This is a genomic window from Brochothrix thermosphacta DSM 20171 = FSL F6-1036, from assembly GCF_036884295.1.
GTDB lineage: Bacteria > Bacillota > Bacilli > Lactobacillales > Listeriaceae > Brochothrix > Brochothrix thermosphacta.
In genome coordinates this window covers 1-14,888 of the sequence record NZ_CP145608.1, presented here as the reverse complement: position 1 = coordinate 14,888, position 14,888 = coordinate 1, and the positions used below count along the sequence as shown (strand labels likewise).

The 14,888-nt window shown below is 35.9% G+C and carries 12 protein-coding genes; 2 read left to right on the top strand and 10 right to left on the bottom strand.

Annotated elements, in window-relative coordinates; all coding sequences use genetic code 11:
• Window positions 1-4: 4 nt before the first annotated feature.
• The 8 genes from qoxC to V6S17_RS00025 form a co-directional block, all read right to left on the bottom strand.
• Window positions 5-619: a cytochrome aa3 quinol oxidase subunit III gene (gene qoxC / locus V6S17_RS00060; protein WP_029091321.1), complete on the bottom strand. Its 615-nt coding sequence runs from the start codon at window positions 617-619 to the stop codon at window positions 5-7.
• Window positions 619-2,610 carry a cytochrome aa3 quinol oxidase subunit I gene (gene qoxB / locus V6S17_RS00055; protein WP_051457489.1) on the bottom strand — a complete coding sequence of 664 codons (1,992 nt, stop codon included), beginning with the start codon at window positions 2,608-2,610 and terminating at the stop codon, window positions 619-621. The genes qoxC and qoxB overlap by 1 nt, the downstream gene beginning before the upstream one ends.
• Before the next feature lie 55 nt (window positions 2,611-2,665).
• A complete protein-coding gene (gene qoxA, locus V6S17_RS00050) occupies window positions 2,666-3,676 on the bottom strand; it encodes a cytochrome aa3 quinol oxidase subunit II (RefSeq protein ID WP_051457488.1) in 1,011 nt (336 codons plus the stop codon).
• A gap of 383 nt (window positions 3,677-4,059) precedes the next feature.
• The gene (gyrA, locus tag V6S17_RS00045; protein WP_029091322.1) at window positions 4,060-6,603 is read right to left on the bottom strand and encodes a DNA gyrase subunit A; all 2,544 of its coding nucleotides are present in this window, start codon (window positions 6,601-6,603) and stop codon (window positions 4,060-4,062) included.
• Window positions 6,604-6,638: 35 nt separating this feature from the next.
• Window positions 6,639-8,579: a DNA topoisomerase (ATP-hydrolyzing) subunit B gene (gene gyrB, locus V6S17_RS00040; protein ID WP_029091323.1), complete on the bottom strand. Its 1,941-nt coding sequence runs from the start codon at window positions 8,577-8,579 to the stop codon at window positions 6,639-6,641.
• On the bottom strand, window positions 8,569-9,720 hold the full coding sequence (gene recF, locus V6S17_RS00035; RefSeq protein WP_029091324.1) for a DNA replication/repair protein RecF: 1,152 nt from the start codon (window positions 9,718-9,720) through the stop codon (window positions 8,569-8,571). The genes gyrB and recF overlap by 11 nt, the downstream gene beginning before the upstream one ends.
• Window positions 9,721-9,731: 11 nt before the next feature.
• Entirely contained in the window at window positions 9,732-9,950 is a 219-nt protein-coding gene (gene yaaA, locus V6S17_RS00030; RefSeq protein ID WP_029091325.1) for a S4 domain-containing protein YaaA, read from the bottom strand.
• Window positions 9,951-10,152: 202 nt separating this feature from the next.
• Complete coding sequence (locus V6S17_RS00025) at window positions 10,153-10,596, bottom strand: helix-turn-helix domain-containing protein (protein WP_051457270.1); 444 nt, start codon at window positions 10,594-10,596, stop codon at window positions 10,153-10,155.
• A 297-nt stretch (window positions 10,597-10,893) separates the two neighbouring features.
• On the opposite strand from V6S17_RS00025, the gene V6S17_RS00020 reads away from it, so the two are divergent.
• Together V6S17_RS00020 and V6S17_RS00015 are read left to right on the top strand one after the other, a co-directional pair.
• Window positions 10,894-11,451: a hypothetical protein gene (locus tag V6S17_RS00020; protein WP_029091326.1), complete on the top strand. Its 558-nt coding sequence runs from the start codon at window positions 10,894-10,896 to the stop codon at window positions 11,449-11,451.
• 111 nt (window positions 11,452-11,562) lie between these two features.
• A complete protein-coding gene (locus V6S17_RS00015) occupies window positions 11,563-12,024 on the top strand; it encodes a helix-turn-helix domain-containing protein (RefSeq protein ID WP_051535961.1) in 462 nt (153 codons plus the stop codon).
• A gap of 206 nt (window positions 12,025-12,230) precedes the next feature.
• Here the strand turns inward: V6S17_RS00015 and dnaN are convergent, their stop codons facing one another.
• Window positions 12,231-13,376, bottom strand: coding sequence for a DNA polymerase III subunit beta (gene dnaN, locus V6S17_RS00010; RefSeq protein WP_029091327.1), 1,146 nt, complete (start codon window positions 13,374-13,376; stop codon window positions 12,231-12,233).
• A 168-nt stretch (window positions 13,377-13,544) separates the two neighbouring features.
• Entirely contained in the window at window positions 13,545-14,888 is a 1,344-nt protein-coding gene (gene dnaA, locus V6S17_RS00005; RefSeq protein ID WP_029091328.1) for a chromosomal replication initiator protein DnaA, read from the bottom strand.

Below are 14,888 nucleotides of genomic sequence, written 5' to 3'. Positions count from 1 at the left end.
TTTTCTATTGCATAAGTCCGAATAAGTAAACACCTGTATAAATAAAGATCCAGATAACATCTAAGAAGTGCCAATAAAGACTTGAAACAAAGAATTTAGAAGCAAGTTTAGGTGTCATTCCACCACGCATTTTAAATTGGATTAATAACCCGATAATCCAGAAAATACCTAAAGAAACGTGGGCACCGTGAGTTCCTAGTAAGACAAAGAACGATGACCAATATGATCCAACACTTAATGTTACGCCTTCGCCAACATAGTGTGCAAACTCATAAATTTCAAAACCAACAAAGCCAATACCTAATACTAGCGTAATGATTTGGTAGGTCATAAATTGACCCCATTTTTGATCACGCATGGCATGCAATGCAAGACCACATGTGAAACTACTTGCAAGAAGCAAGAAAGTCATAATTAATACTAGGGGCAGTTCAAACATATCCGCTGGATGGAAGCCGGCATCAGAACCACCAGCTTTCATTACGAAATAAGTAGCAAATAGCGTAGAGAAAAGCGCTACCTCAGCACCTAAGAAAATCCAAAAGCCAATGATATTTAAACGACCTTGATGATCTTGGTACTCCAAAGGTTTATTGACATCAGTTTGATGTGCTGACATTATGCTTCACCCCCCTTATCTGCTGCTTGATCTGCTTTGATTTTATTTTCAATTGCAGCAATTTCTTCAACTGATACGTAATAACCATCATCCGATGTGAATGAACGGTAAATCATACAAGCGAAGATACCGATTAAACCAACAATTCCTAACCAATACCAGTAGAATACAAGTCCAGCTGCACCGATAAACATACAGAATGAAATTGCGATACCAAAATATGTATTACTTGGCATATGAATTGGTTTATAGTCTTTTTCAGTGTATTGACGCACTTTATTTTTCTCTTTTTGTGTATAGAAATCATCATGATCATTCCATTCAGGTTCAACCGCAAAGTTGTAGAATGGTGGCATCGCTGACGTTGTTGCCCATTCAAGCGTACGTCCTTGTCCCCAAGCATCTCCGCTAACTTCACGTTTTGAATAACGGAAGCTGTAGTAGATGTTGTAAGCCAAGATAAGGAAACCAATCGCCATTAATAATGCTCCTATAGAAGAAACAAAGTTCAATGTTGTCCAGCCATCAGCTGCACTGTATGTGTAAATACGACGAGGCATACCGTTTAATCCCAAGAAGTATTGAGGGAAGAAGCAGACATTAAACCCAATCATGAAGAACCAGAAGAACCAACGTCCAATACGTTCATTTAATTTATGCCCAAACATTAATGGGTACCAATAAATGAAACCAGCAAAACAAGCAAATACTGTCGCTGCTATTAGAACATAATGGAAATGCGAAACAAGGAAGTACGTATTATGATATTGATAATCCGCAGCTGCCATTGCAAGCATAACCCCTGTTACCCCACCAATAACAAAGTTAGGGATAAAGGCAATTGCCCATATCATTGGTGTTGTAAACGAAATCCGACCTTTGTACATCGTAAAGAGCCAGTTGAATATCTTAACCCCTGTTGGGATGGATATCAACATTGTTGTAATTGAGAAGAATGAGTTAACTGCCGCGCCATTACCCATAGTAAAGAAATGGTGAACCCATACTAAGAAACTTAAAAATGAAATCGCTAAGATTGAACCAACCATTGCGTTGTAACCAAACAAACGCTTTTTAGAGAAGGTTGCAATAATTTCTGAGAAGATACCAAATGCAGGAATCGCAACGATATACACCTCAGGGTGACCCCATACCCAGAATAAGTTAGCCCACATCATTGGCATACCACCCTGTGCAAGTGTGAAGAATGCTGAACCGAATAAACGGTCAAATGTAAGTAACGCTAAAGCAATTGTTAATACTGGGAAAGCTAGAATAATGATTAAACTTGTAATTAAAGTTGTCCAAGTAAACATTGGCATGTTTAATAATGTCATACCTTTTGTACGCATACGCATTATAGTAACAATAAAGTTAATACCTGTCATTAACGTACCCACACCAGATAACTGTATACCGAGTAAGTAGAAGTTGATACCATACCCTGCATTAAATGGTGTTGTGGCAAGTGTCGCATAGTTTGTCCAACCAGCATCTGGTGAACCACCGACAACAAATGAAATATTGAATAGCATTGCGCCTAAGAAGAACGCCCAGAAACTTAAGTTGTTTAATACTGGGAAAGCGACATCGCGCGCCCCAATTTGTAATGGCATTACAAGGTTCATTAAACCAAGTAAGAAAGGCATTGCCATAAAGATGATCATAATAACACCGTGTGTCGAGAATACCTCGTTATAATGCTGTGCATCTAAAAATTTCATACCTGGCAAAGCCAATTGGGTACGAATCATTAATGCATCAACGCCTCCACGGAATAACATGATAATTGCAGAAATCATATACATTACACCGATGCGTTTATGATCTACTGTTGAAATCCATTCACTGAACAACCATTTCCATTTTTTGAAGTATGTTAAGCCTGCTACTATCGCAATACTAGCAAAAACAATGGAAATTTGTGCTCCCAGTATAAGTGGGTCACCAGTAATGATGTACTCACTTAATACAGATAAAATGTCCGCCATTTGTTTTGAACCTCCTCTGAATTGTTAAAAATTATCTCGCTCTCAAACATCCTTTTTATTGCGATGTTTTAGCAGTTGTTGGTCCATGTTTCATCTTACCATCTTCTGTGTATCGAGCATTTGTAATTGTTTTACTACGTGCTGGTAGTAAAGGTTTGTCTGAAAGTTCTTGTTTTTGGTTCGGGTTGTGCGGATTCAATGGGATATAGTTATATCTCTTCCATGCATAGAAAACATATTCCGGATCCGTTACATGATTAGCAAAACCTAAATGTGTTCCACTAAAAGTTTGTACTTCTTCGTGACCAGGAATTAACATTTTATCGTATTTATCCTGAGTTAGTTTAGGCGCTTTTTGAGATTTTTTAATCCATGCATTAAAGTCAGCATCAGATTGAGCGACAACGTCAAACTTTTGACCTTCAAATCCACGGCCGTTAAAGTTAGCATTTCGTCCTTTATAAGTACCTTCATGATCGGCTTGTAAGAACAAGTCCATTTGCATGCCAGTCATCGCATATTTTTGACCACCTAATTGAGGTACCCAGAAAGATGTCATTGTGTCAGCCGCTACCAATTTAAACTCAACAGGACGGTTAACAGGAATGTTTACATAGTTAACTGTTTCAATATCGCTATCTTCATAGCTAAAGAACCATTTCCAGTCAGCTGATGTTGCATGAATAACAAGCGGCTTTTGATCTTTAGTTACACTAGGTGCCTTTTCTAAAGAATAAATTGCTTTAACGGTTGGAACTGTTAAGGCAATGACGATTAAGACCGGAATAACCGTCCAAATAACTTCTAATTTTAAACTTCCGTGCATATTCGGTTCGTAGTTTGATAAGTTCGTACGTTCGCGATACTTAACGAGCATAACGGCAAGTAAAATCATTATGACTACTACAATCACAAGCATGAAAATAATTGAGTACATGATTAGTCCACTTTGTGTTTTTGCAACAGGTCCTTTTGGATCCAAAACTGCTATGTTACTACATCCGCTTACTAATGCTGCAATACTTAATATACCTGTTAATAAGAGCAGTTTAAAACGCTTTGCCAATATAATCCCCCACTTTCTCATATTTTAGATAGAAACTTCTAATTCGCCCTATCTTTTATAAATGCTTTTATCTGAAATAAATTAACAAAAAGTTTTAATTTTAGACAAAAGACTACCAACACTAATATAACCCTAATAGGGTATTTTTTCAATCAATTTTTATCATCAATATCCTTGGCAAGTCTTTGTCATCAATGAATTTAATCGAAATTGTTTTTTTTCAAAAACAAAAAAATTGTAACGTTACGGTGCAGACACAATTTCGACCAATTTATAACAACCCTATTTCCTAACAATCATGTTCATATTTTAGACACAATTACAAAAAATAATAAAAGCCATTTCAACAATAGATGTCGAAACAGCTTTTATTTATTCATTACTTATTCTTCAGTTTTAGGTTCATCAGTATTCGTTTCTTCAGTAACTGCTTCATCTACCACTGCTGTTTCAGTAACTTCACCTTCGACAGCAATAGCATCTTCAACTACTTCATCTTCTTCTTTTTCAGTCGGTGCAATCGTTGCAACTTTATCGTTATCATCTAAACGAATCAAGCGCACACCCATTGTTGATCGACTTGTTTCAGAAATCGAATCCACTGACATACGAATAAGGATACCTTCAACCGTCATAATCATCAAATCTTCTTCGCCATGAACGGTAATCATGTTTGTAAGCGGACCATTTTTATCTGTAATGCTTACCGTTTTAACACCTTTACCACCACGTCCTTGGACAGAATATTGTGCAATCGGTGTTTGTTTACCGTAACCATTCTCAGTAACGATTAAAACTTTATCTTCTGGTTTAACAACTTCCATCCCGACAACGTAATCCTCTTCATTTAAGCGGATACCACGAACTCCGGCAGCTGTACGTCCCATAATTCGGACATCCTCTTCACTAAAGTGAATACTTTGACCTAAGTGTGTTGCCATAATAACATGGTTTGCACCATTGGTAATTTGCACACGAATCAATTCATCGTTTTCACGTAAATCGATGGCACGTAAGCCGCTTGTACGGATGTTTGCAAACTGTGTTAACTGTGTTCGTTTAACAACACCTTGCTTCGTTGCAAAGAAAATAAAGTGATCTTCTGGTACATCTTTAATCGAAATCATTGCACTGATTTCTTCATCTTTTTCAATGCCCAATAAGTTCACAACCGGTAAGCCTTTCGCTGTTCTACTAAACTCAGGAATTTCGTAACCTTTTGCTCGGTATACTTTACCTGTGTTTGTGAAGAATAGGATGGTATCATGAGTCGATGTTGCAAGTAATTGCTCTACAAAATCACCCTCATGAATTGCCATTCCTTGAACACCACGACCCCCACGATTTTGCGCACGATAAGTTGATGCTGGCAAACGTTTAATGTAGTTGTTCTTAGTGATCGTGATGACAATATCTTCTTGCTCAATTAAATCCTCATCTTCAACAGATAAAATATCTCCGACGGTGATTTCAGTACGGCGGATATCGTTAAAGCGTTCTTTAATCTCTAACAACTCTTCACGGATAACTTGTAAAAGATTTTCCTTGCTTGAAAGTGTGCCTTCTAACTCGGACATCAACGCAACTAGATTTTGGTATTCTTCTTCAATTTTATCGCGTTCTAATCCGGTTAAACGACGTAAACGCATGTCTAGAATCGCTTGGGATTGTTTATCACTCAATTTGAATTGAGTCATCAAACCTTCTTTGGCAATCGTATCTGAAGATGATGCTCGAATTAATTTAATAATTGCATCGATATTATCTAAAGCAATACGTAATCCTTCAAGAATATGTGCACGTGCTTGTGCTCGACGTAAATCAAACTCTACACGACGTCTAACGATAACTTCTTGATGTTTTAAGTAGTGATATAACATTTCTTTTAGATTTAATACTTTTGGTTGATTGTTGACCAACGCTAACATATTAATACCAAACGTTGTTTGTAAGGCCGTCATCTTGTAAAGGTTATTAAGGATGACACTCGCACTTGCATCGCGACGTACTTCAATTACAATACGCATACCTGTACGATCTGATTCATCGTTTAAATCACTGATACCGACAATACGTTTTTCACGCGCTAATTCAGCAATACGCTCAATTAAACGTGCTTTATTTACTTGATAAGGTAATTCCGTTACGATAATTGTCTCTTTACCATTTGGCTTAGTTTCAATTTCGACTTTAGAACGCATTGTAATGCTACCTTTACCAGTTTCATACGCACGACGAATACCACTTGCACCCATAATGTAACCTGCTGTTGGAAAATCAGGTCCTTTAACATGCTCCATTAATTCAGGGATAGTGATATCCCAGTTATGACTGAGTGCTAAAACGCCATCAATTACTTCACCCAATTGATGTGGCGGGATGTTTGTTGCCATACCTACAGCAATACCTGACGAACCGTTAACAAGCAAGTTTGGAAAACGTGCGGGTAAAATCGCAGGTTCTTTTTCACTGCCATCAAAGTTTTCAACATAATCAATCGTGTCTTTGTTAATGTCACGTAATAATTCATTAGAAATTTTAGATAAACGTGCTTCTGTATAACGCATTGCCGCTGCAGAATCACCATCGACAGAACCAAAGTTACCATGGCCATCTACCAACATGTAACGATAACTAAAGTCTTGCGCCATACGTACCATTGTTTCATAAACAGCAGAGTCACCGTGTGGGTGATACTTACCGATTACTTCACCAACAATACGTGCAGACTTTTTATAAGCCTTGTCGCTTGTCATACCTAAGTCATTCATCGCATAAAGAATACGACGGTGGACCGGTTTCAAACCATCACGAACATCTGGTAAGGCACGTGCTACAATAACGCTCATTGCATAATCTAAAAAGGCTGTTTTCATTTGTTTACTTAAATTAACTTCTTCCACTCTTTGCTCTGGTGTATCCGACATGAATCAGAACCTCCTATTTCCCGGGTAATAGATGCTTAAATATCAAGGTTATCAACGTACTCTGCATTTTCTTCGATAAATTGACGACGAGGATCTACGCGATCTCCCATTAACATCTCAAATGTTTCATCTGCTTCAATTGCATCCGCTAACTTCACTTGCAACAAGACACGATGTTCAGGATCCATTGTTGTTTCCCATAGTTGCTCGGCATTCATCTCTCCTAAACCTTTATAGCGTTGTAAGCCATATTTAGTGTTTTCAGGGAGAGTTGCTAAGAACGTTTCTAATTCCTTATCACTGTATACATAATGTTCTTTACGACCATAAGCAATCTTATACAGCGGTGGTTGTGCGATATAAACATAACCAGCTTCGATGAGTGGGCGCATATAACGATAAAATAGCGTTAATAATAACGTTCTAATATGTGCACCATCTACATCAGCATCCGTCATAATAACCAATTTATGATAACGTGATTTTGCGACATCAAACTCGCCACCAAAACCAGTTCCCATTGCTGTAAATATTGTACGAATTTCTTCGTTGGCTAAGATGCGATCTAAACTTGCTTTCTCAACGTTAAGAATTTTCCCACGAATAGGTAGAATAGCTTGGAACATACGATCACGACCTTGTTTAGCAGAACCACCAGCCGAGTCACCCTCGACGATAAAAAGTTCACTCAAATCAGGTTTACGTGATGAACAATCCGCTAATTTACCTGGCAAGCTTGATATTTCTAAACCGCTCTTCTTACGAGCAACTTCACGCGCACGTTTTGCTGCGATTCTTGCACGAGAAGCGATAATTCCTTTTTCAACAATTTTGCGACCTACATCTGGATTTTCCATGAGGAATTTTTCAAATGCGGCTGAGAACAAACGATCTGTAATATTACGTGTTTCAGAGTTCCCCAGTTTTGTTTTAGTTTGTCCTTCAAACTGTGGATCAGGGTGTTTAATTGAAATAATTGCTGTCAATCCTTCACGGATATCGTCACCCGTTAAGTTTGGTTCAGCCTCTTTTAATAATTTTTGCTTACGTGAGTAGTCGTTAACAACACGTGTCAGTGCAATTTTAAAACCTGACTCATGTGTACCCCCTTCATACGTATGAATATTATTCGCGTACGACATAATATTGCTAGCAAATCCACCATTATATTGCATAGCTACTTCGACAGTTATACCGTCTTTTTCGCCTTCTGTATAAATGGGTTCTTCATGTAACAATTCTTTTTTCCCATTAAGGAACTCAACGTAAGATTTAATACCACCTTCATAGTAATATTTCTTCTTAGCCGGTTTTTCCTCACGTTTATCTTCAATGATCAGAGTTAAACCTTTATTTAAGAAAGCAAGTTCTCGTGTACGAACTGCTAATGTATCAAAGTCAAAGTCAGTTGTTTCAGTGAAAATTTCATCATCAGGATAAAAGTGGACTTTTGTTCCACGACCTTCAGTTTCACCAATGATTGACATGTCTTCCATTACTTTCCCACGTTCAAATGATTGGTAATACAACTGGCCATCTCGAGAAACAGTAACTTCTAATTTTGTTGACAAAGCATTAACAACAGAAGCCCCAACACCGTGTAAACCACCAGAAACTTTATATCCACCACCACCGAATTTACCTCCGGCATGTAAGACTGTAAAGATAACTTCTACTGCTGGTCGACCCGTTTTTTCTTGGATCCCAACAGGGATTCCACGACCATTATCGACAACTGTAATACTGTTATCTGGTTCAATTGTAATATGTATTTCATCACAATAACCTGCCAGTGCTTCATCAATTGCATTATCGACGATTTCCCAAACTAAATGGTGAAGTCCACGTGCACTTGTTGATCCAATATACATACCTGGACGTTTACGAACAGCTTCTAATCCTTCTAATACTTGAATCTGACTTGCATCGTAATCCCCACCATTATTATCGATATCATTTAGATGTTTATCTGTCATCGTTATCCACCTCATCCATTTTTTTAATGGTTCCTTCTTCTACATAAAAGCAAGTAGCATCCGCCAAAGTTTGGTGATGAATGCCTTCTACTCCTGTTGCTGTAACAAAAGTTTGTACCTTACCCTGTATTGCGTTTAGCAAATGTGTTTGACGATGCTCATCAAGTTCACTTAATACATCATCTAATAACAAAAGCGGATATTCATTTGTTTCTTGAAAAATCAAATCTATTTCTGCTAATTTAACAGCTAATGCAGTTGTACGCTGTTGACCTTGAGAGCCAAACACTTGGACATTACGCTCGTTTACAATAAAAGTTAAATCGTCGCGATGTGGTCCTATTAAAGATACACCACGGTCGATTTCACGTTGACGCTTGCTTTGCAAATCAGTGATTAACTGTGCACGCACTTCATCAAGTTCTTTATCTTTTGCGACCGCCTCAAGTAATTTTACTGAGGATTCATAATGTATCTCTAACGTTTCTTTTTGTCGTGAGATTTCCGAATGAATAGGGATTGCGTACTCCGATAGTTGCACTACAAAATCGCGACGTCTCAGTGTAATTTTAGCTGCTAATTCACTGTATTGTTCATCCAAGACATCAAGCATTGTTGTGTCTGTCGTTTTGCGTGTCTGTAATCTTTTGAGATAATGATTGCGTTGTTGTAATATTCGCTGGAATTGCGTTAAATCGTATAGATAGATTGGTAACATCTGACCGAGTTCCATATCGATAAAACGACGTCGAACGCTTGGTGAGCCTTTAACTAATGAAAGATCTTCTGGTGCAAACATAACAACGTTTAAATGACCGATATAATTGCTTAATCGCTTTTGCTCCAGATGATTCACTTTTGCTTTTTTCCCTTTATTAGTAACGATAAGACTCATTGGTACAGACTGTCCGCGCTTACGGACTCTACCTTCTATTTTAGCATACTCCGCTTGCCATTGTATTAAATCTTTATCTGTTGTCGTACGGTGAGATTTAGCCATTGCCAAAGTATAAATCGCTTCGAGCACATTGGTTTTCCCTTGCGCATTTTGCCCTAGAAATAAAGTGACATCTTGACCAAATTCCAGTTCGGCATGATCATAATTTCGAAAATGATCAATACTCATCGTTTCTAGAAACATAATTGCCCCTCTCAGTCAGCTTGAAAAATTTGGTATTCTCCGAAGCCAATAACCTCTATTTTATCATTAGGATAAAGCTTACGACCACGACGGTTGTCAGGTTCGCCATTCACATTGATTTCATGCTCGCTTAAAAACCATTTGGCCATACCACCTGAAGAAATGATGTCAGTAATTTTCAGCATTTGGCCTAGTGTAATATATTCTGTATTGATATTTACTTTTTCCAATTTATCTCACCTCGAGTTTAGTAATTCATACTTCTATTTTACTAGATTTCATAGGCGATTACAAATAAACGTCAAAAAAAACAGCAATATGCTGTTTTTATGACTGTATATAGAGATATACACGATAGTTTAAAAATTTGTTACAAGGAAAATAAGGGGCAAATTAACTTAATTTCACATTTCAGTACTTTTTACGTTCAATTTAGAAGGTACTGTAATTTATTACAGCAAGAACAATTGGAACAGCTTGCCATATCAAACTAATTGTACCGATTATTTTAGCTATTCTATAATATTCAACTCTTTTCTTAGTACAAAGCAAAAGAATGCCAAATACAATACCGATAATGGGTAATAAAAATGCTAGTACCGAAAAAATAATCAGCTTTATTAATTCTGAAGAACGATATGAATTCAATTCAGTTTTCATGGATTTAACCACGTTATTTTCATCTTTAAGTAAATCATCTAAAGAAATATTATAGAGCTGACTAAGAGTTACTAAGGTCGTTAGGTCTGGATAATTTTTATTGTTTTCCCAATTGGAAACAGATTGTCTTGTGACGTTTAATTTTTGAGAGACTTTCTCTTGTGTAATGTCAGTTTGTTCCCGTAACATTTTTAACTTCTCACCAAAGTTATTCATAGGCACACTCCTTTATCTGTTAATATCGTCTGCTATTTCAAACTACATAGCAAGAAAGAATTGTTTGCTACCGGTTTGCTTACGCCTTTTAAAGCGAAAAATTTGTATTTCCGAGGAAATATCTATTAAAAATACTAATTTTATTTTATAACTTTTAAAAGGTTATTACCTTTTATCTCTGCAGTGCAACACCAATGCCATTATGTAAAGTAGTATTGCTACTATTTGGTGCGTTACTTTTTATTTAATACATGTATATTTAAATTATAAAATAAACAAAGATGGGATTGATACTAAATGCGTCGTTTATTAATTATACTATGCTCTGTAATAATCGTTATCGGGGTAGCAACTATTATTTTTCAGACTGTCAATAAAGACGAAGCTAAGAAAGATGCTAATGAAATTACCATCAAAACAGTTAAAGACAGCTCGTTTGAATTTTTATTCGATGATCTTACCACTTATAAATTAAGTAAACCATTAGATCTTGAAGTTTATACTATTAGCTATCAAAATGGTGTTAAACAAGAAGCAGATACTCATACCTTTTCAGGTGTAACAGACAGTCTCTTTATAGGGACTCTTTCTGAAGGGAACAAAGAATATTTTAGATATGGTATTAGCGCTAAAGAATACATCTCTTTAAGCGATATCACCTTAGCTAACCAAGTCTATAAAAATAAAAGCAGTATTTTTGCAGGGAAAGAAACATTAAAAAAAGGTGAAAACTTATTAGGAACAATTGCATTTTCCAATAAAATACACAATACATTCACTTTTGATGAAAACAATATTGATTCTGAAGTAAAAAAATATGAACGCGTATTTCTTATTTACCTAAAAATAAAGTGATTTTTAAATTTGGGGGAAATAACATTTTTTTAGTCAAATTAACTAGTAAAAAATGAAGTTGTCTTTGTTATAATAAAGATAACTTCATTTTTTATTTTAAGGAGCGATATTATGCTGGCTAATCGACTGAAAAAAGCGCGTAAACGAAAAAAAATAACGCAACAAGAAGTTGCTGATGCACTCAATTTTTCACGACAGTCTCTTTCGAAATGGGAAAATGGCACAGGTACTCCGAACATTGAAACTTTAAAAAAATTAAGTGCTTTTTATGAACTATCCATTGCTGATTTAACAAAAGAAGAACAAACAGAAAATAAAGTAACAATTTCTAAAAACGCTGATGAAAGTTGGTTATTAGCCATTATCATGATAATATCTATCCCAATCGCACCATTTGGTTTATTAACATTGCCTATGGTCTTTAGTCGTAATACAAAGAATAATGTTTTTTATAAGTGGATTAACGTGTTCGTTATGCTTGTTTTATCCTTTAATTTATATGTTTTTTATAGTCATCTAAAACGCTTTTTTATTACTGAAACTGCAAGTTCTTTATTAGAGACAGTTTGTTAACTCATTTAGAGATAGCAAAGTAAATAGTAAATTCTTAACACTGCTGTAAAAATGAGGCCATACAGCGCTCAGAGACTTCTAAATTCTTATTTTAATCACATTAGAGCTTAGGTCCTTACTTTTACTTTAAATCGCGTATAACGCTTTTAGAACACAAAAAAAGTTACCCACATGTGGATAACTTTTTTTGTCGTTTATTAGATTGTTTAGAATGTACGAACCGGTGTAATCAGCTGTAAAATATCGTTGCCCTCTTCATGATCAACTGGACGGATCACAAATTGATGCATTGAACCAGAGAACTCGATTTTAACATCTTGATTTTCAAACACGCGTAACGCATCAATCATATATTTACCGTTAAATGAGATTAAAATTGATTCACCTTCAAAACTAACAGGAATTAAATCTTCACTAACATTACCTACTTCTGGCGAGTTTGATGAAATTTCAATTTCTTTATTATCCGTTGAAACTAATTTAATAACATTATTACGATTATCACGTGCTAATAATGAGGCACGATCAATTGCTTGTAATAAACTTTTAGCTGCAATCGCAACTGTTGTTGTATTTGATGTTGGAATAAGACGTGTTGTATCAGGATAATTCCCTTCTAAAAGACGAGAATAGAATAAAACATCGGTTACTTTGAAAAGGATTTGATTGTTATTAACAACTACTTCTACTTTTTCAGTAGTATCATCTAAAATTTTATTCAATTCAGTTAAGCTTTTACCAGGAATAACGATATTGAACTTCGCTTCTTCAGGTAAATCAACATTAATTTTACGTAATGCTAAACGATGTGAGTCAGTTGCAACAGATAATAATGTTCCTTCTTTTAAAATCCAGTTAACACCTGTTAATACTGGTCGTACTTCAACAGTACTTACAGCAAATGCTGTTTGACGAATTAAATTTTTCAACATATCTGCTGGAATTTTTAATGTCGGTGCATTTCCAATTTCAGGTAATTGTGGATAATCGTTTGCATCTAAACCGTTTAATGTAAAAGAAGCTGTTCCAGAAGTAATCAATGTTTGGAAACCTTCTGTTACTTCAATGGAAACTTCATCGTTAGGTAAACGTTTAACAATGTCTGTCACGTAACGTGACGGTAAAACGATGCTACCGTACTTTTCAACAGTGATCAATTGTTCATCGTCTTTTTCTAAAGGAATAAACGCTTCAATCGAAATATCAGAATCACTACCCGTTAAAATAGCACCTTCATCATTAATCGTTAGTTTGATACCTGTTAATATTGGAATTGCTGTTCTTGATGAAATTGCTCGTGTTACCTCGTTAAGGGCTTGAATTAAATAATCACGTTTAATTGTAATTTTCATGGAAGAATCTCCTTTTATATATTAATAATTAAGTTAGTAGTAGTAGTAGGGCCTGTGGATATGTGGATAAGTCCGTTAGTACTTAGAGCGTCAAAAGTTAGAGCCTTTAATAACCTGTGGATGGACGTGCATGAAAATCATGAGTTATACACAGGGAGAAAAGCATGCTTATACCTTTAAAGTCTTACTAATTGACTCTAATTCGCGTCTTAGTTTTTCATCAGTTTTAAGCTTAGTTGAAATTTTTTCATGGGCATGAATGACAGTTGTATGATCTCGCCCACCAAATTCTTCACCAATTTTTGGCAATGATGAATCAGTTAGTTCCCTTGAAAGATACATTGCTATTTGTCGAGGGAATACAATAGACTGCGTTCTTTTTTTTGCTTTAAAATCTTCAAGTTTTACATGATAAAACTCGCCTACCTCTTTTTGAATCGAAGCAATAGTAATAATTTTTGGAGCAGAATTTGGGATAATGTCTTTTAATGCTTCTGCTGCAAGGCTAGCATCAATCGTTTTATTAACAAGTGATGAGTAAGCCACAACGCGAATTAAAGCACCTTCAAGCTCACGAATATTGGTATCGATTTGATTTGCAATGTAAAGCATCACTTCATTAGGAATATCTAAGCTATCAGTATCCGCTTTTTTACGTAATATTGCAATTCGCGTTTCTAAATCTGGCGGGGTAATATCTGTGATAAGCCCCCACTCAAAACGAGAACGTAAACGATCTTCTAAAGTTGGAATTTCTTTAGGTGGACGATCACTAGAGATGATAATCTGTTTTTGCTCTTCATATAAAGCGTTAAACGTATGGAAAAATTCTTCCTGAGTTTGTTCTTTACCTGCAATAAATTGAATATCATCAATCAATAAAATATCAACATTCCGGTATTTATTACGAAATTCTTCTGCGCGGTTATCACGTATAGAGTTAATAAACTCATTTGTGAATTTTTCAGATGATAAATAAAGCACTCGTGAATTGGGATTATGCTCTAGCACATAATGACCAATAGCGTGCATTAAATGGGTTTTACCTAAGCCAACACCACCATAAAGAAACAATGGATTATAAGCTTTACCTGGTGCTTCCGCTACAGCCAATGAAGCTGCATGAGCAAAACGATTACCGCTACCAATAACAAAAGAATCAAAATCGTATTTAGGATTAAGATTGAGTTCACCGTGTTGTTTATAATCGGCACGGGACTCTGTTACCGCTTTTGTATTGTCTGAAGCAGAGGCATCATTTTCTTCGCCTTCCACAATGACACGAATGCTAAAGCGTTGGCCAGTGACACCTTCAATAATTTCAGAAATAATATCCACATAATTTGCTCTTAAGCGTTCTTGCATGAATTTTTCTGGAGTAGATATAGTAAATGTATTCCCTTCAATACTAATGGGTTTGGATGGTTTAATCCAAGTTTCATAACTTGGTCCACTTAAATAGTGTTGCATCTTACTCGATGCCTCAAACCAAATTTGAGTTATGTCTGGCAT

Excerpts from the sequence above, each read along its gene's own strand:
- recF (WP_029091324.1), bottom strand. The coding sequence starts at position 9,720 with ATGTTTCTAGAAACGATGAGTATTGATCATTTTCGAAATTATGATCAT.
- V6S17_RS00020 (WP_029091326.1), top strand. The coding sequence starts at position 10,894 with ATGCGTCGTTTATTAATTATACTATGCTCTGTAATAATCGTTATCGGG.
- qoxC (WP_029091321.1), bottom strand. The coding sequence starts at position 619 with ATGTCAGCACATCAAACTGATGTCAATAAACCTTTGGAGTACCAAGAT.
- qoxB (WP_051457489.1), bottom strand. The coding sequence starts at position 2,610 with ATGGCGGACATTTTATCTGTATTAAGTGAGTACATCATTACTGGTGAC.
- dnaN (WP_029091327.1), bottom strand. The coding sequence starts at position 13,376 with ATGAAAATTACAATTAAACGTGATTATTTAATTCAAGCCCTTAACGAG.
- V6S17_RS00015 (WP_051535961.1), top strand. The coding sequence starts at position 11,563 with ATGCTGGCTAATCGACTGAAAAAAGCGCGTAAACGAAAAAAAATAACG.
- dnaA (WP_029091328.1), bottom strand. The coding sequence starts at position 14,888 with ATGCCAGACATAACTCAAATTTGGTTTGAGGCATCGAGTAAGATGCAA.
- V6S17_RS00025 (WP_051457270.1), bottom strand. The coding sequence starts at position 10,596 with ATGAATAACTTTGGTGAGAAGTTAAAAATGTTACGGGAACAAACTGAC.
- gyrB (WP_029091323.1), bottom strand. The coding sequence starts at position 8,579 with ATGACAGATAAACATCTAAATGATATCGATAATAATGGTGGGGATTAC.
- gyrA (WP_029091322.1), bottom strand. The coding sequence starts at position 6,603 with ATGTCGGATACACCAGAGCAAAGAGTGGAAGAAGTTAATTTAAGTAAA.